This is a genomic window from Paenibacillus alkaliterrae (assembly GCF_021532375.1).
GTDB classification, from domain to species: Bacteria; Bacillota; Bacilli; order Paenibacillales; family Paenibacillaceae; genus Pristimantibacillus; species Pristimantibacillus alkaliterrae.
Window position 1 is genome coordinate 38932 of record NZ_JAKGAP010000037.1, and the last position, 20010, is coordinate 58941.

Annotated in this window: 19 protein-coding genes; 16 read left to right on the forward strand and 3 right to left on the reverse strand. The window is 51.3% G+C overall.

Going from position 1 to position 20010, the window contains the following annotated elements; all coding sequences use genetic code 11:
- Positions 1-68 precede the first annotated feature (68 nt).
- Complete coding sequence (locus tag L1N85_RS15950; protein WP_235240072.1) at positions 69-1388, reverse strand: hemolysin family protein; 1320 nt, start codon at positions 1386-1388, stop codon at positions 69-71.
- Between the two features lie 332 nt (positions 1389-1720).
- Entirely contained in the window at positions 1721-2074 is a 354-nt protein-coding gene (locus L1N85_RS15955) for a DUF4870 domain-containing protein (RefSeq protein WP_235240073.1), read from the reverse strand.
- A 126-nt stretch (positions 2075-2200) separates the two neighbouring features.
- Between L1N85_RS15955 and L1N85_RS15960 the strand changes: the two genes are divergently transcribed.
- The 13 genes from L1N85_RS15960 to L1N85_RS16020 all read left to right on the forward strand — a co-directional run bounded on the left by L1N85_RS15960 (position 2201) and on the right by L1N85_RS16020 (position 17199).
- The gene (locus tag L1N85_RS15960; RefSeq protein ID WP_235240074.1) at positions 2201-2617 is read left to right on the forward strand and encodes a CBS domain-containing protein; all 417 of its coding nucleotides are present in this window, start codon (positions 2201-2203) and stop codon (positions 2615-2617) included.
- A 69-nt stretch (positions 2618-2686) separates the two neighbouring features.
- A complete protein-coding gene (locus L1N85_RS15965) occupies positions 2687-3592 on the forward strand; it encodes a DUF2232 domain-containing protein (protein ID WP_235240075.1) in 906 nt (301 codons plus the stop codon).
- A gap of 18 nt (positions 3593-3610) precedes the next feature.
- A complete protein-coding gene (locus L1N85_RS15970) occupies positions 3611-5572 on the forward strand; it encodes a DHH family phosphoesterase (protein ID WP_235240076.1) in 1962 nt (653 codons plus the stop codon).
- A complete protein-coding gene (gene rplI, locus L1N85_RS15975; RefSeq protein ID WP_235240077.1) occupies positions 5569-6012 on the forward strand; it encodes a 50S ribosomal protein L9 in 444 nt (147 codons plus the stop codon). The genes L1N85_RS15970 and rplI overlap by 4 nt, the downstream gene beginning before the upstream one ends.
- A gap of 26 nt (positions 6013-6038) precedes the next feature.
- The gene (dnaB, locus tag L1N85_RS15980; protein ID WP_235240078.1) at positions 6039-7400 is read left to right on the forward strand and encodes a replicative DNA helicase; all 1362 of its coding nucleotides are present in this window, start codon (positions 6039-6041) and stop codon (positions 7398-7400) included.
- Between the two features lie 155 nt (positions 7401-7555).
- Positions 7556-8842: an adenylosuccinate synthase gene (locus tag L1N85_RS15985; protein ID WP_235240079.1), complete on the forward strand. Its 1287-nt coding sequence runs from the start codon at positions 7556-7558 to the stop codon at positions 8840-8842.
- A 139-nt stretch (positions 8843-8981) separates the two neighbouring features.
- Complete coding sequence (locus L1N85_RS15990; RefSeq protein ID WP_235240080.1) at positions 8982-9674, forward strand: hypothetical protein; 693 nt, start codon at positions 8982-8984, stop codon at positions 9672-9674.
- Positions 9675-9814: 140 nt separating this feature from the next.
- A complete protein-coding gene (locus L1N85_RS15995) occupies positions 9815-11389 on the forward strand; it encodes a M23 family metallopeptidase (RefSeq protein ID WP_235240081.1) in 1575 nt (524 codons plus the stop codon).
- Positions 11390-11579: 190 nt separating this feature from the next.
- Complete coding sequence (yycF, locus tag L1N85_RS16000) at positions 11580-12350, forward strand: response regulator YycF (protein WP_235240082.1); 771 nt, start codon at positions 11580-11582, stop codon at positions 12348-12350.
- A gap of 71 nt (positions 12351-12421) precedes the next feature.
- Positions 12422-14197, forward strand: a complete 1776-nt coding sequence (locus tag L1N85_RS16005; protein ID WP_407946451.1) for a cell wall metabolism sensor histidine kinase WalK — start codon at positions 12422-12424, stop codon at positions 14195-14197.
- A complete protein-coding gene (locus L1N85_RS16010; RefSeq protein WP_235240084.1) occupies positions 14194-15561 on the forward strand; it encodes a YycH family regulatory protein in 1368 nt (455 codons plus the stop codon). The genes L1N85_RS16005 and L1N85_RS16010 overlap by 4 nt, the downstream gene beginning before the upstream one ends.
- Before the next feature lie 48 nt (positions 15562-15609).
- A complete protein-coding gene (gene yycI / locus L1N85_RS16015) occupies positions 15610-16359 on the forward strand; it encodes a two-component system regulatory protein YycI (RefSeq protein WP_235240085.1) in 750 nt (249 codons plus the stop codon).
- 33 nt (positions 16360-16392) lie between these two features.
- Complete coding sequence (locus L1N85_RS16020) at positions 16393-17199, forward strand: MBL fold metallo-hydrolase (RefSeq protein WP_235240086.1); 807 nt, start codon at positions 16393-16395, stop codon at positions 17197-17199.
- Here L1N85_RS16020 and L1N85_RS16025 read toward each other — a convergent pair.
- Positions 17168-17389: a hypothetical protein gene (locus L1N85_RS16025; RefSeq protein WP_235240087.1), complete on the reverse strand. Its 222-nt coding sequence runs from the start codon at positions 17387-17389 to the stop codon at positions 17168-17170. The genes L1N85_RS16020 and L1N85_RS16025 overlap by 32 nt on opposite strands.
- Positions 17390-17533: 144 nt before the next feature.
- Here L1N85_RS16025 and L1N85_RS16030 point away from each other — a divergent pair, with 144 nt between their 5' ends.
- The 3 genes from L1N85_RS16030 to rlmH all read left to right on the forward strand — a co-directional run bounded on the left by L1N85_RS16030 (position 17534) and on the right by rlmH (position 20002).
- Positions 17534-18883: a S1C family serine protease gene (locus L1N85_RS16030; RefSeq protein WP_235240088.1), complete on the forward strand. Its 1350-nt coding sequence runs from the start codon at positions 17534-17536 to the stop codon at positions 18881-18883.
- A 402-nt stretch (positions 18884-19285) separates the two neighbouring features.
- Complete coding sequence (locus L1N85_RS16035) at positions 19286-19453, forward strand: CxxH/CxxC protein (RefSeq protein WP_137186118.1); 168 nt, start codon at positions 19286-19288, stop codon at positions 19451-19453.
- A 69-nt stretch (positions 19454-19522) separates the two neighbouring features.
- Complete coding sequence (gene rlmH / locus L1N85_RS16040; protein ID WP_235240089.1) at positions 19523-20002, forward strand: 23S rRNA (pseudouridine(1915)-N(3))-methyltransferase RlmH; 480 nt, start codon at positions 19523-19525, stop codon at positions 20000-20002.
- Positions 20003-20010 lie beyond the last annotated feature (8 nt).

The following is a 20010-nucleotide window of genomic DNA, read 5'->3' on the forward strand; positions in this document are numbered from 1 at the left end:
TCAGCAGAATATGCTCGCAGGCAAAAAAAAGAGGACGGTGTCGACTGACACGGTCCTCTAATATGAGCCTATACGGCATCGATTTTGAGCAGATCCTCGCGCTGCTGAATTGTCAACTCCACCTTATTTACCCGATGCTTGCTTACCTCGCGGACAGTGAAAAGCAAATGTTTATATTCAAATTGCTTACCGGGCCTTGCGTCATACATTTCACTGTACAACCAGCCGCCTACCGTATCCACCTCGTCATGCTTCAGCTCTACGCCGATGAGGACGCTAAGCTCGTTGAGTGAAACTTTGCCATCCAGAAGATAAGAGTGATCGTCCAGCTTTTCAATATCCTTGCGTTCATCTCCATCGAATTCATCACGGATATCGCCGACTATTTCTTCAAGAATATCCTCGATCGTAACGAGTCCCGATGTACCGCCGTACTCATCCACGACAATGGCGATGTGCATGCGCTCTTGCTGCATCCGCTTCAGAAGCGTCTTGACCGGCTGCACCTCGGACACGGTCATGACGGGATGAATAAGCGTTTGAAGATCGGTTTCTTTGTTTACTTGATATTGTAGAAATAATTGCTTCGTGTTGATCATGCCGATAATATGGTCTTTGCTGTCGCCGGCAACCGGGAAGCGGGTGTATTGCTCCTTGCGAATAATATCCATGTTCTCTTTCAAGGAATTATTTTTATATAAGACGGCCATATCGGTACGAGGGACCATGATTTCTCTTGCCAGCATTTCATCGAAAGCAAAGATGCGGTTTACGTAACCGTACTCGGTATTGTTAATTTTGCCGCTCTCCAAGCTGTCGCTCAAAATAATTTGAATTTCTTCTTCGGTGTGAGCATCTTCATGCTCTTTCGCAGGTCTTAGACCAAATAAACGAACCAGGAAGTTGGCGGAACCATTCAAGATCCAGATGAATGGATACATGACTCTATAGAAAAAAATAATCGGTTTGGCTACAGCAAAGCTTACGAACTCTGCTTTCTGAATGGCGATGCTTTTCGGTGCAAGCTCACCAATAACGACGTGAATAAAGGTAACTCCGATAAAGGCGATTAGAAAGGCTAATACATGACTCAGACCGCTGTCTAAGTTCCACTGCTCGAATACGGGAAGGAGCATTTTCTCAACGGTAGGCTCTCCGAGCCAGCCAAGACCGAGAGCGGTTATTGTAATACCAAGCTGACACGCGGATAGGTAACCATCCAAGTTGCTTGTTACTCGTTGAACGGCAAGCGCATTTTTCTTTCCTTCAACGACTAATTGGTCGACACGGCTGGACCGAAGCTTGATAATAGCAAATTCGGTAGCTACGAAAAAAGCGGTTAACACAACTAGCAAAGCAACCATAAATAGATTAAATCCTATACCCATAATGAATGTTCACGATCCTTTTTTATTAGTTTTTAAATCACATACGCTAATAGTACGAACTTTTCGTATATTCATCAAACCTCCTATGCGTTCAAAATCGGTAGCATATCGTCATAAACGCTTGTTTTAACGGACGAGTAGAGTTTAATTAGCCAATACCTCACGTTTGCGGAGTCGTTCACATGGTTTATTGAATAGTTCATATGAACTTATTATTTGAACGAAAAAGAACGGCAGTAAGCCGTCCATTTTTTGGGAAATAAAATAGAGGGATGCGAAGCTGATCGAGATTTCGGTATAATAGAATCTGTCCGATGCGGGCGTTGGCCTGTTTAAAACCGATTAGCCTGCTGCTCTGACCAGTCTCCGATGATGGGAAGCTTATAGAGCCTGCCCTGGAGAGTAAGCAGCATAAGCCCGATCCATAAAACAAATCCGACCGGTAACAGCAGTAAGCCGAGAAGCCATCCGACCAAGGGAATAAATCCGAACAAGATATTAAGGACAATAAACGCGGCAGACACGACGATCGATTGAAAAGCATGTAATCTCACGAAGCGGCTTTGTTTCTCAAGCACCAGAAAAATAATGCCGGTTATAAATCCCCCTAAATAACAAAGTAAGCCCGCTGTTTTAGGGTTCAGGCCGGTAGAGGACGGGTCCGGTTGCAGGAATGGAGGTTGCATAACGTACGATCACCCTTTCTATTTCACATATTCTTGCAATGATTGTATTCGGAACAAGCTGTCAGTAGACCTTTTTTCTATTCATTTTTAATTGATGTAGCAAATGGAACGGAGTTGTTGGAAAAAATGAACATCGCTTTTTTCTTATTGCCAAAGCAGGAGGTCGTATGCTTCACGCAAGATATGACGCTGAGGCAAACGCTGGAGAGAATGGAATACAACCGCTACACGGCGGTGCCTATCCTTGATGAGGACGGCGGCTATGCGGGTACGGTTACCGAGGGCGACCTGCTTTGGTTCGTCAAAAAATATGCCGATCTGACGCTTGAACATACGAATAAAGTGAAGTTGACTGACGTGCCTCTGAGGTTGAATAACAAGACGGTGCGGATTGACGCGAACATGGACGATCTGATTTCACTTGCGAAGGTGCAAAACTTCGTGCCGGTCGTCGATGACATGAACCGGTTTATCGGCATCGTGCGCAGAAGCGAGATTATCGATTATTGCGAGAAGATCATTATGGAGCAGCAAAAGGTTTAACTTTTTATGCTATAATGAGTTGTAAAAGTTTCGTAAGAAACCAGATTATATACGCAAGAGGTGAACGGTTTGAATACCGGCTTGAAACCAGTGCTATGGAGCTTTGCGGCACTCCTTTTATTATTGTCCTTAGTTGTGCCGTTGTTAAACGTAATATCCTTGCTTCTGCTGATGGTGCCCTACGTCGTCCTGTATACGACGCTTCCGCCAAAATTATTTGTGCTGCATCTCGTTCCGGTATGGGTGATCGCTTTTTTCGCAGGGGGGCCGGCAACGCTTATTATCGGGCTTTTCTTTCTCATCCCGTCCATTATCATGGGGCACTTGTATATGAAGCAAGCGCCAGCCTCGAGAGTCATTCGGACGGTAGGCGTCGTTTTTCTGGCTCAATTGATGCTGGAGCTGCTTATATTCGAGGTGTTTCTGGATATTTCGCTCATTCGCGAGATGAGCACGATGGTCAGAGATACGATGGATAATATGCTGGCGCAAGGCGTGCTTCCGAAGGAGTGGAATTCGGAATTTACCGATGCGGTCGTCCGCATGATGATTAATTCGCTTCCGATGACGTTCATTATGATTGCTGCCGGGTACACGATCATTACGCAATACATCGCCCGCAGAGCGGTGAAGTGGAGCGGTGGACCTGATGTGCCAAGTTTTATGCCGGCCAGGGAATGGCGTCTGCCGCGCGTGTTAGTGGTGATCTATTTGATCGTGTATGTCATTGAGCTATTCTCGTCCACGACAAGCGAAACCTTCTTCGCGGTCGCGGTTATGAACTTGGTGCCGCTGCTTAGTTTTGTATTTGCGTTTCAGGCTGTCGGATTTTTCTTCTTCCTCGCCCATCAGCGGGGGTGGAACCAGGCGGTGCCGGTGCTTATTGCGATTCCGGTGCTTATCTTCCCGCCGCTAAGCTTAATCGGCGTGCTGGATACCGCTTTTCCAATCCGCAAGTCTTTCACGAAACCATAGCACAGGAGCGGATCGGAAATGCCGAAGTTTTTGGTTACACGATGGCACGGAATGCATCAAATTTGGGCCTTTATCGCAATGGCGCTCATGACGGTGGCGCTCGCATGGTTTCAATGGCTGCTTGGGCTGCTGGCACTCGTATTAACGGGCGCTTTGGGCGTCTATACCGTAATGGCTGAGCGGGCGTTCCGCAAGGATTTGAAATCTTATTTAGGCACGCTCTCCTATCGGGTGAAGAAGGCAGGCAATGACGTGGTCAGCGAGCTGCCCTTCGGTATTATTCTATATAATGAAGAACGTACGGTGGAGTGGCATAATCCGTATATCGCGGGCATGCTGGAGCGGGAATCCGTGGTCGGCGTGCCGTTAGCGGAGCTGTTCCCGACGCTGCAGCAGGTGAAAGAGCGCGAAGGGACCATTGAAGCGACGATCGGTTCGCATGTGTACCAGCTTATATTTAAACAGAAAGAACGGATATTGTACGTCAAGAACATTACCGATCTGTGGCAGCTGGGCCGCAAATACGAGGATGAGAAGCTTGTACTCGGCGTGGTCATGATCGATAACCTCGAGGAAGTTTCGCAGGGGCTGGACGATCATCAGCGCAGCTCGATGCTGTCGAAGGTGACGGCGGAAATTACGGAGTGGGCACAGAAGTACCATATTTATTTGAAGAGATTGACAAGCGACCGCTTCCTCCTTGTCACGGATCAGAAGACGCTCAGGGTGCTGGAGCAGTCCCGCTTTATCGTCCTTGACGAGGTGAGGGAAATAACGGGCGATCATAAGATCCCCGTCACGCTGAGCATCGGGTTCGCGGCTGGGGCCGACCATATTATAGAGCTCGGGCAATGGGCGCATATGAGTCTGGACATCGCGCTTGGACGAGGCGGCGATCAGGCGTCGGTTAAGGTTGGCAGCCGTCAATCCTTCTACGGCGGCAAATCCAATGCGGTGGAGAAGCGAACGCGCGTAAGAGCAAGGGTCGTCGCTCATGCGCTGCGCGATCTCATCCGGGAGAGCCACAATGTTGTCATTATGGGCCATAAGATGCCCGATATGGATGCCATCGGGGCGGCGATTGGGGTTATGAAAGCGGCGCAGCTGTTCGGCAAAGAAGCGTACATCGTGCTCGAGGGCGTGAATCCGGCGATCGAGAAGATGATGGAGCTGATTCGCGAGGACGAGAAGCTGTCCAAGCGTTTCGTATCGCCGGAACAGGCATTCGCGTTAGTTACGCCGCAGACGCTCGCGGTCGTAGTGGATACGCATAAGGCTTCGATGGTGAAGGAGCCGAAGCTGCTAAATCAAACTGATCGTATCGTTGTAGTCGATCATCACCGCCGCAGCGAAGAATTCATTTCTAATGCGATATTGGTCTATATGGAGCCTTACGCATCATCGACCTGCGAGCTCGTAACGGAGCTGCTGCAATATATACATGACCGCGTTGTGCTTGATGTACGGGAGTCGACGGCGCTGCTTGCAGGCATAACGGTAGACACGAAGAGCTTCTCGCTTCGCACAGGCGCCCGGACGTTCGAGGCGGCTTCGTTCCTTCGCAGAAACGGCGCGGACTCGATGATGATTCAGCGCATGCTGAAGGAGGATCTCGAGGAATATGTACGCAAAGCGGAAATCATTAAGCATGCTGAGGTGCTTTACGAGCATGTGGCGATCGCGGTTACGGAAAGCGGACGGAAATATTCGCAGCTTCTCATTGCGCAATCAGCCGATACGCTGCTGAATATGACGGATATTTTGGCTTCCTTCGTTATCGGGGAGCGCTCTGACGGACTTATCGGCATTAGCGCACGTTCGCTTGGCCATATGAACGTTCAGGTAGTAATGGAACGGATGGGCGGAGGCGGGCATTTGACGAATGCTGCCGCTCAGCTGGAAGGCACCGTTCAGGAGGTTGCAGATCGTCTGAAGAAGGTTTTGGACGAAATCGAATCGGAAGAGGGGTTATTTGAATGAAAGTGATCTTTTTGCAGGATGTTAAAGGACAAGGGAAAAAAGGGCAAGTGAAGGAGCTCTCCGAAGGCTATGTGCGCAATTTCTTGCTGCCGAAAGGGCTGGCGAAGCCGGCATCCGACGGGAACCTGAAGACGCTGGAGCTGCAGGCTGCTTCTGAGCAGAAGCGCAAGGAGAAGGAAAAGGAAGATGCCCGGGAGCTGGGCAAACGATTGGAAGAGATGACAGTTGTCATAAAAACAAAGGCCGGCGAGGGCGGAAGACTATTCGGCGCCATTACGAGCAAGCAAATTGCCGAGGCATTGTCCGCGCAAGACATTAAGATCGATAAACGTAAAATTGAGCTCGAGGATCCGATTCGTACGCTTGGCGTAACGCAGGTTGCCGTTAAGCTTCATCCCGAAGTGAAGGCGAAGCTGAGCGTGCAGGCGGCTGAGGAGTAAGCGTATATATAACAAAGGAGAGACCCATGAGTACAGAGCTGATGTTTGACCGTGTCCCACCGCAAAACCTGGAAGCCGAGCAGGCCGTCCTCGGGGCGGTGCTGCTGCAGGCTGAAGCGCTCATCACGGCGATGGAGAGGGTACGAAGCGAAGATTTTTACAGCGGTCCTCATAGACATATTTTTGAAGCGATGGTTGAGCTTGCGGAGGAAAACCAGCCGGTTGACCTCGTAACGCTGACCGCTCATCTGCAGGATCAGCAATTGCTCGAGGATATTGGCGGAGTCAGCTATTTAGCCAGGCTCGCCAATGCCGTGCCGACGGCGGCGAACGTTGATTATTACGCGCAGATCGTAGAAGAGAAATCGATGCTGAGGCGGCTTATCCGAACGGCGACGAACATCGTATCCGACGGCTATGCCAATTCGGAGGATGTCGGCGTTCTGCTCGGAGACGCGGAGAAGAAAATTCTCGAAATTTCGAATCGCCGGGCAGGCGGCGGCTTTATCTCCATCCGCGATGTGCTGATGGAAGTGTTCGAGAAGGTAGAGCAGCTGTATTCGAATCGCGGAGGCACGACGGGCATACCGTCGGGCTTCACCGATTTGGACCGGATGACGGCCGGCTTTCAACGAAGCGATTTGATTATCGTTGCTGCCCGTCCTTCGGTAGGTAAAACGGCATTTGCGCTCAATATTGCCCAAAATGTCGGCGTACGCGCCCGCGAGACCGTAGCCATCTTCAGTCTGGAGATGTCCGCCGCCCAGCTCGTACAGCGGATGGTCTGCGCGGAAGGAAACGTCGATGCGCAGCGGATGAGGACGGGCCATCTCGAAGGCGATGATTGGGAGAAGCTGACGATGGCCATCGGTGCCCTGTCAGAGGCTGAAATCTATATTGATGATACACCCGGCATTACCGTTGCCGAGATACGCTCAAAGTGTCGGCGTCTAAAGAAGGAACGCGGCCTGGGCATGATTCTAATCGATTACCTGCAGCTTATTTCCGGCCGCGGCAAAGCCGGTGAGAATCGGCAGCAGGAGGTTTCGGAAATTTCGCGTACGTTGAAGCATATTGCCCGTGAGCTCGAGGTACCCGTTATTGCGCTTTCGCAGCTCAGCCGGGGCGTTGAACAGCGGCAGGACAAGCGTCCGATGATGTCTGACCTTAGGGAATCCGGATCCATTGAGCAGGATGCCGATATTGTATCCTTTCTTTACCGGGATGATTACTACGATAAAGAGTCGGAGAAGAAGAACATTATCGAAATTATTATCGCCAAGCAGCGTAACGGACCGGTCGGTACCGTCGAGCTTGCGTTTCTGAAGCAATTCAATAAATTCGTCAGTCTTGACCGAACGCATGAAGAACCGTCACATGCTTCATGAATTTCCGAACAATTGCATGGGCAGCTATGCAATTGTTCGTTTTTAGTTTGACTTCTCGGAGTTGGACTGCTACACTATTAGTGCTGTCTTTTGACGTTATTATAAGTTAAGACGGTAATTTTCGGTGTTCATAAACACCGGACGGGGGTATAATTATGTCTACGGTAGTTGTTGTTGGTACACAGTGGGGAGACGAAGGTAAAGGCAAAATCACTGATTACTTGGCTGAGGGAGCCGACGTCGTCGCTCGTTACCAAGGAGGTAACAATGCCGGACACACGATCCTCATTGACAACAAAAAATACAAATTGACGATGATTCCATCGGGTATTTTTAATCACGACAAAACTTGCGTCATCGGTAACGGGATGGTTATTAATCCGGAAGCGCTGATCGACGAAATTAATTATATTCATGATAACGGATTTTCGACGGCTAACCTCAAAATTAGCGACCGCGCTCATGTTATTATGCCGTACCACCTCGTGCTGGACGGACTTGAGGAAGACCGTAAAGGCGATAACAAAATCGGTACGACGCGCAAGGGAATCGGTCCTTGCTACATGGACAAAGCAGCGCGTAACGGTATCCGGATCGCTGATCTGATGGACGCGGAAGAGTTCGAGTCGAGAGTTCGCGGCATCATCGTAGAGAAGAACCAATTAATCCAGCAGGTTTATGGCGGCGAGCCGCTTGACGCAGACAACATCGTTCGTGATTACCTTGGTTTCGCAGAAACGCTTCGTCCTTATGTAACCGATACTTCGGTCGTTCTAAACGATGCAATCGACGCAGGTCAAAAGGTTTTGTTCGAAGGCGCTCAAGGCGTTATGCTTGACATTGACCAAGGAACGTATCCGTACGTTACGTCTTCCAACCCGTCGGCTGGCGGCGTATGTATCGGTTCGGGCGTAGGCCCTTCGAAAATTCAACAGGTTATCGGCGTTGCCAAAGCCTATACGACTCGCGTAGGCGATGGCCCGTTCCCGACGGAGCAGGATAACGAGATCGGCCAACTCATTCGCGACAAGGGTCATGAATACGGTACGGTTACAGGCCGTCCGCGCCGCGTCGGCTGGTTCGATACGGTAGTTGTCCGTCACGCGCGCCGCGTCAGCGGCATTACGGGTCTGTCGCTTAACTCCCTGGACGTGCTGACAGGCCTGGAAACGGTGAAAATTTGCACGGGCTACAAATTGCGCGGCGAAGTCATCGAGATTTACCCGGCAAGCCTCAAATTGGTATCCGAATGCGAAGCGGTCTACGAAGAGCTTCCAGGCTGGTCGGAGGATATTTCCGGCGTGAAGACGCTTGAGGATCTCCCGGAGAACACGCGTAACTACGTTAACCGCGTATCCGAGCTGACAGGCATTCCGATCGCGATCTTCTCGGTTGGCCGTAACCGCGAGCAGACGAATCCGGTTCGTCCGATTTACGAATAGAATAAGCTGATGCATTTAGAATATAGTCGAAGACCGCTCAGGCAGCTGCTGCCAAGGCGGTCTTTTCTTTGTCCAAATGGAATGTACTGCCGTTTTGTTGACCATAATGATATGTAATAGATTATGGAAACTGATGCCGATGGATAGGGTTAGAATCGGCAGCGGTGAAGGGAATGGTGTGCGCGTGTTAAAAAAGATCGGATGGCTGTCAAAGCTGGTAGCGGCGGGGCTTATTTTAAGCTTCTTGTCGATCTGGACAACGGGATATATCGTGACGAGCTACGTAGAGACGCTATTAAAGCAGTTTAATTTGCCGCTGGAGGTACCTCCGATGGCGATGTCGGGCGTATGGGGAAAGCTATGGGGAGCAGATCCGTTAATGACAACGGATTTAGTAGATAAAGAGATTACGCCGCAAACGGATGCCGGAGGCGATGATTATGGCGAACCGCCGGTTGCGGTAGACGCTTTCGGCCAGGAATCTGATCTGCCCATCACGGACATCGGGGCAGGCGGCGGAACGCAGGCGAACGGCGGCGCTGCGCCGGGGGCGGAAGCAACAGAGGAAGGCACGGCAGGCATAGACGGGACCGAAACGGCCATTACGACGGATGATTTGACGGAAGTGAAGGACCAAATGAGCGATGAGGATAAGGAGGTATTATTCGGACTATTGATGAGCAAATTGCCGCAGGAGTCATGGCAAACGATCTCGCAATATGTCGAAAATGGTCTAACAGAGCAGGAGCTTACGTCCATTCAACAAATTATGGCACAGCATCTCGACAAGGCCGAATACGAGCAAATGATGGATATTCTGAAAAAATATTAATATTTTAAACGTCGTGTAAAGGTTGCTCCAATTGTTGGGCATATGATAGGATATTAGGCGAGTGATCCGACAGGATAATTCGTCTTTTTTTATGTCGGAAACCGGAAAAATAGTTGCATAAGCGCGAAAAGGAGACAATCATGACCGTTTTCAGGGACAAAGGTCGGATTCGGAAGATATGGAATCAAACGATTCAATATTTTCGCAGAGACCGGTCGCAACACTTGAATGGCAAGACGAAACCACAATCCGTAAGCGATAAGGCAGCCATCCCATTTTGGCGAAAAAAATCGGTTCAGTTGACGGGCGGAGCTCTCGTACTCCTCACCGTAACTGGATTTAGCGGCATCCAATATGTTCAAGCTAACACCGTGCAATTCTATAATGTATATATGAACGGAACTGCTATTGGGTCCGTAAGCGACCCGGATGCAGTCGAGCAGCTTGTTCTATTAGAAACCGAGGAAGTCCAGCAAGCTAATCCTGATGTCAACATGATCCTTGACACGGGAACGATCACATACGAAGCCGACAGCGCATTCAAGGCAGAGCCTGAAACGGAAGCCACACTGCAAAAGCTGAAGGGCATGTTTACCTCTTATGCGGTAGGCGTAGAGGTGAAGGTTGACGACAAGGTTATCGGGATTGTGAAGGACCAGAAGACGGCGGATGATGTATTGCTGCGTGTGCAAAGCAAGTTTGCTCCTAAGCTGGCAGTTGCGGGCAAAGAGAAAAAAGAGGTTAGGTCGCTTTCGTTTAATGCTGGCGGGCAAGCAGCGCCGGAGACGGAGAAGAAAGCCGCTGCGAAGGAGCCTGGACGCGAGGTGACGGAAGTCGCCTTCATAGAGGCTGTCATGACCGAGATGGTAGATGCCGAACCGGCTGAAATTATGGAAGCGGAAGCCATATATAAGATGCTGATACAAGGCAGCATTAAGCCGACGAAATACACGGTGCAAGCAGGGGATTGCGTAGGCTGCATCGCGCAGAAGTTTGATATATCGCCTCAGGTTATTTACGAGAACAATACATGGATTAAAGACGATAAGATTACGATCGGGGATGTGCTCGACCTGACAGTGCTTCAGCCGGAGTTGACGGTGAAGACGGTCGAAAATTTAGTCGAGATTGAAACGATTGATCCGCCGGTTGAAGTGAAGAAAAATGCGGAGATGCGCGTCGGCGAATCGAAGACGTTATCCGAAGGTACGTCAGGCTCCACGCGTATGACATATCGCATCGTGAAGCAGAACGGTTACGTCGTTTCCGAAGAATTGTTAACGAAGGATGTTATTAAGGAGCCGACTCCGAAGATTGTCGAACGCGGTACTAAGGTTGTTTTGGGCGAAGGCTCCGGCCGCTTCGCAATGCCGGTAGCCGGCGCGAGACTTACGAGCAAGTTCGGCCAGCGCTGGGGACGCATGCACAATGGCGTCGATTTCGTCGGCAACAAGAGCATTCTTGCATCCGACACGGGTGTCGTTGAGTTTGTTGGAACCAAGACAGGCCTTGGCAAGACGATCATCATTAATCATAAGAATGGCTTCAAAACCGTATACGGCCACTTAAGCGCCTACAGCGTAAGCAAAGGCAATATTGTCGAAAAAGGCGAAAAAATTGGCACAATGGGCAGTACGGGAAATTCCACGGGCGTTCATTTGCATTTTGAAGTTCATAAGAATGGCGTTATACAAAACCCTTTAAAGTACTTATAATTTCATAACCGGTTACGTTCAAGAAGATACACTTTCGCTTATGCGGGAGTGTTCTTTTTTTTTCTGTCATTATCGCGGCGCGTTTAAGGAAAAACCTTGCTTACATGAAGGAAGTTTCATTGTGAACTCCGCATTAACGTGTGTTAAAATAGAAGGTATGACAAAGGACAAGCGACGGGCGGGTGTAGCGATGCACGGAAAAATATTAGTGGTCGATGACGAACAGCCGATAGCAGATATACTTAAGTTTAATTTGGAGAAGGAAGGGCATCAGGTCATATGCGCTTTCGATGGCGGCGAGGCGGTTCGGCTTGCTTTCGAGGAGAAGCCTGATTTGATTCTGCTCGATTTGATGCTGCCGGTGAAGGACGGCATGGACGTATGCCGCGAGGTGCGCACAAGGCTGCAAATGCCGATTATTATGCTCACTGCAAAGGATACCGAAATCGATAAGGTGCTTGGATTGGAACTGGGCGCGGACGATTATGTGACGAAGCCGTTCAGTACGCGCGAATTATTGGCGCGGGTGAAGGCACATTTGCGCAGGCAGCAGAAGCCGGCAGCCGCAACTGCGGGCTTAAGCGGCGCTTCCAGCGGTACCAGCGCAGCGGATACTCCCGCCGAGCCGGAGCCGCAGGGCTTCAAGCTGTTTAATTTATTTATTGATACCGACATGTATGTGGTCTATAAGGACGGCGAACCGCTCGACCTGACCCATCGGGAATACGAGCTGGTCTATTATATGGCCCGCAACAGCGGTAAAGTGATGACGAGAGAGCATTTGCTGCAGGCGGTGTGGGGATTCGAATATTTCGGCGACGTGCGGACGGTCGATGTGACGATTCGCCGGCTGCGCGAGAAGATCGAGGATGATCCGAGCCGGCCGGAATATATTATGACGCGGCGCGGGCTTGGCTATATGATGCGCAACTCCAAGACCGGGAGCTTCGGCCCAGGATGAAGGGCAAAAGCTTCTTCCGCACGATTCATGTCAAGCTCGTCATTATTTACTTGCTGCTCATATTGGTTGCGATGCAGTTAATAGGTGTTTATTTCATCAGCACGGTTAAGAATTCACTTATCGACAGCTTCACGAACAATCTGAAGGAGCAAGCCGATATTTTGTCCAAGTTTGCGGCACCGAGCTTAGCTGCAAAGCCTGATCCCGAAGGGGATTCCGCAGCAAGCACGACGGAGGATCTGAGTTTGGTCGTTCGCAATTTGTTCAGCATAAGCGGCGCCGAGGTGCAGGTTCTCGATTCGAACGGCAGAGTTGTAGCGACATCGCTGCAGGGACATCAGTCTTATATCGGCAAGAAGAACAAATCGCTTGCGGTTAGCAGGGCGCTCCAGAACATATCGGACAATGAAGAAGAAATTATAGACGAAGACAATATACGGAAGAAAATGATCGCGCAGCCGGTTACGGTCAATGACAATAAAGTCGTTGGCGCGGTATATGTTTTAGCGTCTATGGACGAGCTGTACGAAACGGTGAACCGGGTTAATCAAATTTTCTTCTCCGGAACCTTAATCGCGCTGGGCTTGACCGGCGTGCTCGGCATATTGCTGGCCCATACGATTACGAGTCCGATTCAAGGATTAACGCGGCAAGCCGAGGCTGTCGCCGAGGGAAAATTCGATTTGCAGGTGCCGGTGCTGGGCGAAGACGAAATTGGCAGACTTAGCATGGCATTCAACGATATGACGAAGCGCTTGAAAGAAGCGCTGTCGGTTAATGAGGAAGAGAATGAGAAGCTGGCCTCCATTCTATCGAATATGAGCGACGGAGTCGTAGCTGCGGACGAGCATGGCAAAATTATCGTATGGAATCGCCGCGCGCTCGAGCTGCTTGACGTGCGGACCTGCGAGGGCTGCGAGCTGTCCGAGCTGTTCGAGCTGTCGGAGCAGAAGCTGCATGAGCTCCAGCAGGGACGCGGCCAGACGCTAATAATCGAACGCGATTCCGATGAGCAGGAGACCAATGACAGCAGCGAAGGCATTCTGCGGGCGACTTTCACACCGATTCACCGCCGTGACATAGGGATTACCGGAACGATTGCGGTGCTGCAGGATGTCACGGAGCAGGAGAGGCTTGAGCAATCGCGGCGCCAGTTCGTTGCGAACGTCTCGCATGAGCTGCGCACTCCGCTGACGACGATAAAAAGCTATGCGGAGGCGCTTAATGATGGCGCGCTGGAAGAGCGGGAGCTGTCTGAACGCTTCGTTGGCGTTATTCGGAACGAGACCGAGCGCATGATTAGGCTCGTGACGGATTTGCTGCACCTGTCGCGGCTTGATTCGAATCAAGCGCCGCTCAGGCGGCGGCAGACCAATGTGCATGACATGTTGGATGAGGTCGCGGACCGATTCTCGTTCCAGCTTAGGCAGAAATCGATAAAAGCGGCGATTCGTGTGGATCACGGACTTCAGTCGGCTTGGCTCGATCGTGACCAAATCGATCAGGTGCTCGATAATCTATTCTCGAATGCAATCAAATACACGCTGGACGGCGGAACGATTGAATTATCGGCGAGGAAGCCTGCCGATTCGGCACTCATGGCCATTAGCGTCAAGGATACCGGCATCGGTATTCCGAAGAAGGATTTAGACCGCATCTTTGACCGGTTCTATCGGGTAGACAAAGCACGCTCCCGCAACATGGGCGGAACGGGGCTTGGGCTTTCGATTGCCCGGGAAATTGTGAAGGCGCATGGCGGAACGATCTCGCTCCATTCCGAGCTGAATGAGGGGACGACGGTTACGTTTACCCTCCCGATGCTGCAGGAAGGGGGGGAGTCGGCATGAAGGAGAGAATAAAGACGACGGCGCTTATTATGCTTGTTGCTCTAAGCCTTCTGCAGAGCTATCTGCTTGCCTACAGCATGCCGGGGCTTGGCGCAACGATACGAAGCGACCAGGATTATGTGAATGCCGAGCCGATGGGGCCGGCGGCGAGTGTGGAGAGCGTTATTTTTCCGGAGGAGCTTATTATCCATCTTGGCGAAAATAAGCACACGGTTATTTATCCGGGCACGCAGTTCTATGAGATGATTTTGAATCAGCGCATTCAGGGGCGGGAGTTCAAAGGTTTCCAGCGCAGTCCGGTGAATGTGCTCGATTGGGAAGAGGTTAGAAAAGAAGACATCGGTATCGAGCTGCGGTTCGATAACGGCATCCCGGTTGAGCTGCTTCAGAAGCTGCTTAAGCTGGAGGGCGACCTGCTGTTCTTGAATGAGACGATCGACCGGATATGGATATTTAAGACGTCCGGTACGGAGGAGGTTCGTACGTTCTTCTTCAGTGCGGACGGTCAAATGGTATACGAGTCGGTCCGTGCCGATCTGACCGTGCGCGACGTGCAGGACTATGTGGGGTTTGGACAATTCCAGCCTGCATACACGATGACGACCGACGGGCTCTATATACCGGACGAACCCATTCAGTCGACGGATATGGTGTTTCCGTACGAGGTTTATTCGCCTGATCTAATGCAGCGCAGTTTGTTCTTCGATCCAAGCACGACAAGGGCGTTCGAGGATCGCAGCGGCTCGCAAATTTTTACGGACGGCAAGATGGGCTTGCAGGTGGAGCAGAACGGGATGTGGATCAGCTATACCGATCCGGCAGCGCCGCAAAGCATGGAAAATTTATTGAGCGACAACGTATATGCTTCCGTCGATTTCGTAAATCAGCATGGCGGCTGGGACGGCGTTCACCGGTTCGTGAATCCGATGCCTGAAGGCGCCGGTACGCATATTCGGTTCAAGCAGTATGTGGAGCAGTACCCGGTCATTGAAACGCCGCCATTCCGATACGGTTATATGAGGCTGAGGGTACAGCAAGGCGTTGTGACGGAGTATGCGAGATCATTGATCACGCTGGGCGCGCAATCCGAATCTCGAACGGTCCGGTATTTGCCGGGCGGGGAAGCCTTGAAGGAAAGCTTGCTTGCGTATCCGAGACGCGGCGAGGTAACGGCAATGTTCCCGGCGCTGCAGGCAGCTCCGGTGGATGAGAAGCTGCTGCGTTTCAGTCCTGTATGGGCGGTTCGCCTGCTGGACGGCACGGAGGAAAAGCTGATGGACGCTTATCCTGGCAGTTACGAGCCCTCCCGGCAGAACGGGCAGGCAGATTCCGCCTCGGGAGAAGCGTTGGAAGCCAGCCGCTAGTCTGTGGGGAGAACAAACGTTAAACATGACAATGGGGGGTGACGGCGCGTGGATTGGGGACGGGCGAAAAATGTGCTTATCATGTCGTTTTTATTGCTCAATATTTTGCTGGGGTATCAGCTTTGGCTGGATATTCGGGAGCAGTTGAACGTGAATGTAAATACGGCGGAGCTGCCGCAGGATAAGGTACTGCTCATGCAGCAGAAGCGCATTTCGCTGGAAGCCAATCTGCCGCTGGAAACGCCGAAGCTTGGCGATTTGACCTATTTGCTTCATTCGGAGAGCCGTAACAATGCGGAGCCGATTACGCTGGATACTCCGGTTGACAGTAAAATTATTTTTACAAAGTCGGAATTGGTGAAGGCGCTCGGCGACCGAATACCCGAGCTTGATAATTACGCTTATGACTCCCTTAACAGCAGTGTCGATGTGTTTGTTTTACACCGGGTGGTCGAGGGACACCCCATGTTTGATGTAAGGCTGATGCTTTATATCAGCAATCAGAAAATAACCGCCTTTCAGCAGGATCGCGTTGAGCTGTTAGGATCTGGCGAGGCAAAACAGGTTTTGCCGGCGACGAAAGTCGTGGCAAGCCTGATTGAAACCTATTTGCCCGACGGGGCGGTCATTACCGATATTCAGCTGGGCTATCACGGTCAAATCTTTGATTCGGAGAAGCAGGTGTCGTTGCCTTCATGGCGCGTATTGCTGGAGAACGGACCTCCGTATTATGTACATGCGATCAGCGGGGAAGTAGCGACGGATGAAGTGAACGAGAAAGCGGCGGCGAACGGTTAACGGGAGCGGGAGAAGGGACAGGATAGAGCAGCTATGGGATTGAGATTTACGGTGTTGGGGAGCGGATCGACAGGCAATGCGACGATCGTGCAAGGAAACGAGAAGACGGTGCTTGTGGATGCGGGGATGAGTGCGAAGAAGCTCGATGAGCTCATGCATGAACGAGGGGTAGCCGGCCATCAGCTGGACGCGCTGTTCGTGACGCATGAGCATTCCGATCATATAAAAGGCTTAGGCGCTTTGGCCCGAAAGTATGAGTTGACGATTTATGCGAACGAGGCGACTTGGGGGGCAATGGAGCGGCATGTCGGCACGATTGCTCCCGAGAAGCGGGTATATATTGAAACGGGCGAAGAGATATCGTTTGGAACGATGCTTGTTCAGTCGTATCCGATTTCGCATGATGCGGCGGAGCCGGTCGGATATTGCTTTATTGAGAATGGCGAGAAGCTGAGTCTGGCGACAGATCTCGGTTATGTAAGCGAGAAGGTGAAGCGTCAAATTATAGACTCGGATGTGCTTGTGCTTGAATCGAATCACGATACGGAAATGCTCCGCATGGGACGATATCCTTGGAATACGAAACGCCGCATTTTAAGCGATGTCGGCCATTTATCGAATGCGGCAGCGGGCGAAGCGCTGCTCGAGCTCATGACGGACCGAACGAAACGGGTCTATCTGGCTCATCTTAGCCTTGATCACAATGTCATGGACTTAGCGATGCTGACCGTGAATACGATATTAGAGGATAACGGAATATTTTATAAGAAGGATGAGCATCCGCTGCGGGCAACGTACCACGACAGGCCTACGCCATGGGATGAAGTGAGGCGGAAATAAGCGACTCCAGCTGCGCGTCAAGCGCATCGGCTTTGGAGCTTAGCTCTTCTCTTGTAATAATGCCTTTCTCTATGAATAGCTCTAGCATTGCGCTTAAGGTGAGAACGGTACGGTAATGGTCATCCTTCAAATCGGCGAGCTTTGCAGCGAGCTGTACATGCTCCCAGGCTGCTGGCGTTTTGGCTTTCATATCAGCATCTCTCCTTTGGTTGTGGGACAAATAGGCGGTGTTTTTCGTCCGAATCTATTATTATTTTAGTCATTTCTTCCGAAAACATTCCTAGATTGAAAAAAAATAGTCTTGATGTCTCAGGCATCGAGAGGAGCGATTGTTATGGGCCTATTCGACGATGATTTCTATTCGACCAAAGTATCCCGGCGTGTCTCGCGCGAAAGTAAGAGGGAAGACTTTGCTTTTCCATATAAAAGCGGCGGACGCAAGTGGTCCAATGTACGCATTGCTTTCGTATCCTCCTTCACGAGCGCGATTGCCGCAACGCTGTTGTTCGGCGCGTTTTTTGGCGGCGGCAGCGGAGTGATCGGCGGGGGAGGCGCCGCGCCGGCTGCGGGCGTCATTCAGACGGTAGATCCGCTTGAGCGTCCGATACAGGCGTCAGCGAAGGTGAGGCCGGCGGTCGTGAGCATCATTAATGAGCAGCTGTTTTCTTTTGGAAAGGGTAGTGAAGAGGCTGCGGGCGAAGAGAGCGGCTCGCTGCGCGAGGCTGGCGTTGGTTCAGGCGTTATTATTAATAAAATTGACGGAAAAGCCATTATCGTTACGAATTATCATGTGATTGATAACGCGGCAGCGGTGAAGGCCGTACTGATGAACGGAGAGCGCCGAGAGGCTCGTGTCGTAGGCAAGGATCAAATTTCGGATCTCGCAGTACTTGAGATGGATGCGAAGGGAATTGACGTGGTCGCTGAAATCGGCGATTCGTCGACGCTTCGCGCTGCCGAATATGTCATTGCGATCGGAAATCCGCTCGGTCTCGGCGATTCCGTGTCCTCGGGCATTATAAGCAAGACGCAGCAAATCGTGCCGGTATCGCTGAATCAGGACGGCGTCTACGATTGGGAGCAAGAGGTCATCCAAATCAATGCGTCGATTAATCAAGGAAACAGCGGCGGACCGCTGATTGATCTGAATGGGCGCGTAATCGGGATCAACAGTATGAAAATTGCCGACATCGGCGTAGAGGGAATCGGCTTCGCGATACCGATTAATCATGCGATGCCGATTGTGGAGAGCCTGATGAAGCTCGGTTATGTGCCACGGCCTTATCTCGGCGTATATACGCTGGATTTGGAGCAGTACTGGGAGCAGCAGGCGATGTCGGATGCATTCGGGGGTTCGGGTGAAGAAGGCGGCGGTTTGCCGGAGGAAGAGGAAGTTGGTGAGGATGCGGGCGCCGGGGAAAGCGGAGCTGAGCTTAAGCTGCCGGATGAGGTTTATGACGGCGTTATCGTGCTGGAGGCAGTCGGTCCGGCGAAGGAAGCCGGCTTGTCGTTCAACGATATCATCGTGAAGCTGGATCGCCAGTCTATCGGCAGCACGATGGAGCTTCGTAAATATTTGTACGGCAAGAAGAAGATCGGCGAGGAAATTGAAATTACCTTTTATCGCGATGGGGAATTGAAGGTAACGGCGTTTAAGCTTGGCGATAAGGGAACTGAGGAGTAAAGGGTTTGGCGGGATAGTTAAGGTTGGGCAGGTTGAGTGTTGAGTTCGGCTGGGTGCCGCAGGATGCGAATGGGAGACCGTTCGGGTGCTGCGGCTCTTTTTTGTATGGGTTGGGGATATGAGGCTATGAGGATAAGTGGATATATGGGGATTGGAATTCTTTGGTCCACTATCCCCTTTACTCAGGATGAAATGGCGGGAAAAGTGGGGAGGAGACAGCTGCCGGCTATGGCAGGTTACCGGGGTGAAAAGCGCAGATATTAGGATGAGAGGAAGCCAGGAGGGGAGCGGGCATTTTTTTGAGGGGGAGGATTGGCGACTTCACATGGAGAGGCGTTTTCTGATATGCTGGTTGTAGACAAGCAGGACGAACATCAACTAGGGATAGGAAGCGTGCAGACGATGTATTGTGTATGTAAAACGGATATTGAGAAGGCATTGGATCGATTTGTGGATGAATATGAGGATGCGCCGGACGTGGTGGATTTGAAGGAAACGCAATTTGCGGATTGGGATCCGCCCCGGAAATGCGATTTTTGCGAAGAAGCAGCTGCTTTTTTGGTGGTATAGCGGACAGATCCGAATAGTGCAGAGCAAAGGGATTAAGAGAAAACCCGAAGATATAAGGATGTGTAGCGCATGCATATACAGATAGCTGCCGTAGGTAAGCTGAAGGAAAAGTATTTGGCGCTTGGCATAGCAGAGTATGCCAAGCGGCTCGGGCCTTACGTGAAGCTTACGCTCACGGAAGTGCCCGATGAGAAGGCGCCGGAGACGATGTCGGCGGCGGAGGAAGCGATTGTGCGCGAGCGAGAGGGCGAGAGGCTTCTGGCGCAGCTGAAGCCTGAGGCGCATGTGGTCGCGCTCGCGCTGGAAGGCGAGCTCTGGTCCAGCGAGGATCTCGCGGGCCAGCTCGATAAGTTAGCCACGTATGGGCGGAGCCACGTGGCTTTTGTTATTGGCGGGAGCACGGGTCTGGCTCCCGCAGTGTTGAAGCGCGCCCAGCAGAAGCTGAGCTTTGGGCGCATGACCTTGCCGCACCAGCTGATGCGTCTGGTGCTGGTGGAGCAGATTTATCGGGCGGTGAAGATAAATCGGGGTGAACCGTATCACAAATGAGGCGAAAT

What these genes read in the sequence shown, in the direction of transcription:
- L1N85_RS15950 (WP_235240072.1), bottom strand. Translation starts at nt 1,388, where the DNA reads ATGGGTATAGGATTTAATCTATTTATGGTTGCTTTGCTAGTTGTGTTA.
- L1N85_RS15955 (WP_235240073.1), bottom strand. Translation starts at nt 2,074, where the DNA reads ATGCAACCTCCATTCCTGCAACCGGACCCGTCCTCTACCGGCCTGAAC.
- L1N85_RS15960 (WP_235240074.1), top strand. Translation starts at nt 2,201, where the DNA reads ATGAACATCGCTTTTTTCTTATTGCCAAAGCAGGAGGTCGTATGCTTC.
- L1N85_RS15970 (WP_235240076.1), top strand. Translation starts at nt 3,611, where the DNA reads ATGCCGAAGTTTTTGGTTACACGATGGCACGGAATGCATCAAATTTGG.
- rplI (WP_235240077.1), top strand. Translation starts at nt 5,569, where the DNA reads ATGAAAGTGATCTTTTTGCAGGATGTTAAAGGACAAGGGAAAAAAGGG.
- dnaB (WP_235240078.1), top strand. Translation starts at nt 6,039, where the DNA reads ATGAGTACAGAGCTGATGTTTGACCGTGTCCCACCGCAAAACCTGGAA.
- L1N85_RS15985 (WP_235240079.1), top strand. Translation starts at nt 7,556, where the DNA reads ATGTCTACGGTAGTTGTTGTTGGTACACAGTGGGGAGACGAAGGTAAA.
- L1N85_RS15990 (WP_235240080.1), top strand. Translation starts at nt 8,982, where the DNA reads ATGGATAGGGTTAGAATCGGCAGCGGTGAAGGGAATGGTGTGCGCGTG.
- L1N85_RS15995 (WP_235240081.1), top strand. Translation starts at nt 9,815, where the DNA reads ATGACCGTTTTCAGGGACAAAGGTCGGATTCGGAAGATATGGAATCAA.
- yycF (WP_235240082.1), top strand. Translation starts at nt 11,580, where the DNA reads ATGCACGGAAAAATATTAGTGGTCGATGACGAACAGCCGATAGCAGAT.
- L1N85_RS16005 (WP_407946451.1), top strand. Translation starts at nt 12,422, where the DNA reads ATGCAGTTAATAGGTGTTTATTTCATCAGCACGGTTAAGAATTCACTT.
- L1N85_RS16010 (WP_235240084.1), top strand. Translation starts at nt 14,194, where the DNA reads ATGAAGGAGAGAATAAAGACGACGGCGCTTATTATGCTTGTTGCTCTA.
- L1N85_RS16020 (WP_235240086.1), top strand. Translation starts at nt 16,393, where the DNA reads ATGGGATTGAGATTTACGGTGTTGGGGAGCGGATCGACAGGCAATGCG.
- L1N85_RS16025 (WP_235240087.1), bottom strand. Translation starts at nt 17,389, where the DNA reads ATGAAAGCCAAAACGCCAGCAGCCTGGGAGCATGTACAGCTCGCTGCA.
- L1N85_RS16030 (WP_235240088.1), top strand. Translation starts at nt 17,534, where the DNA reads ATGGGCCTATTCGACGATGATTTCTATTCGACCAAAGTATCCCGGCGT.
- L1N85_RS16035 (WP_137186118.1), top strand. Translation starts at nt 19,286, where the DNA reads ATGTATTGTGTATGTAAAACGGATATTGAGAAGGCATTGGATCGATTT.
- rlmH (WP_235240089.1), top strand. Translation starts at nt 19,523, where the DNA reads ATGCATATACAGATAGCTGCCGTAGGTAAGCTGAAGGAAAAGTATTTG.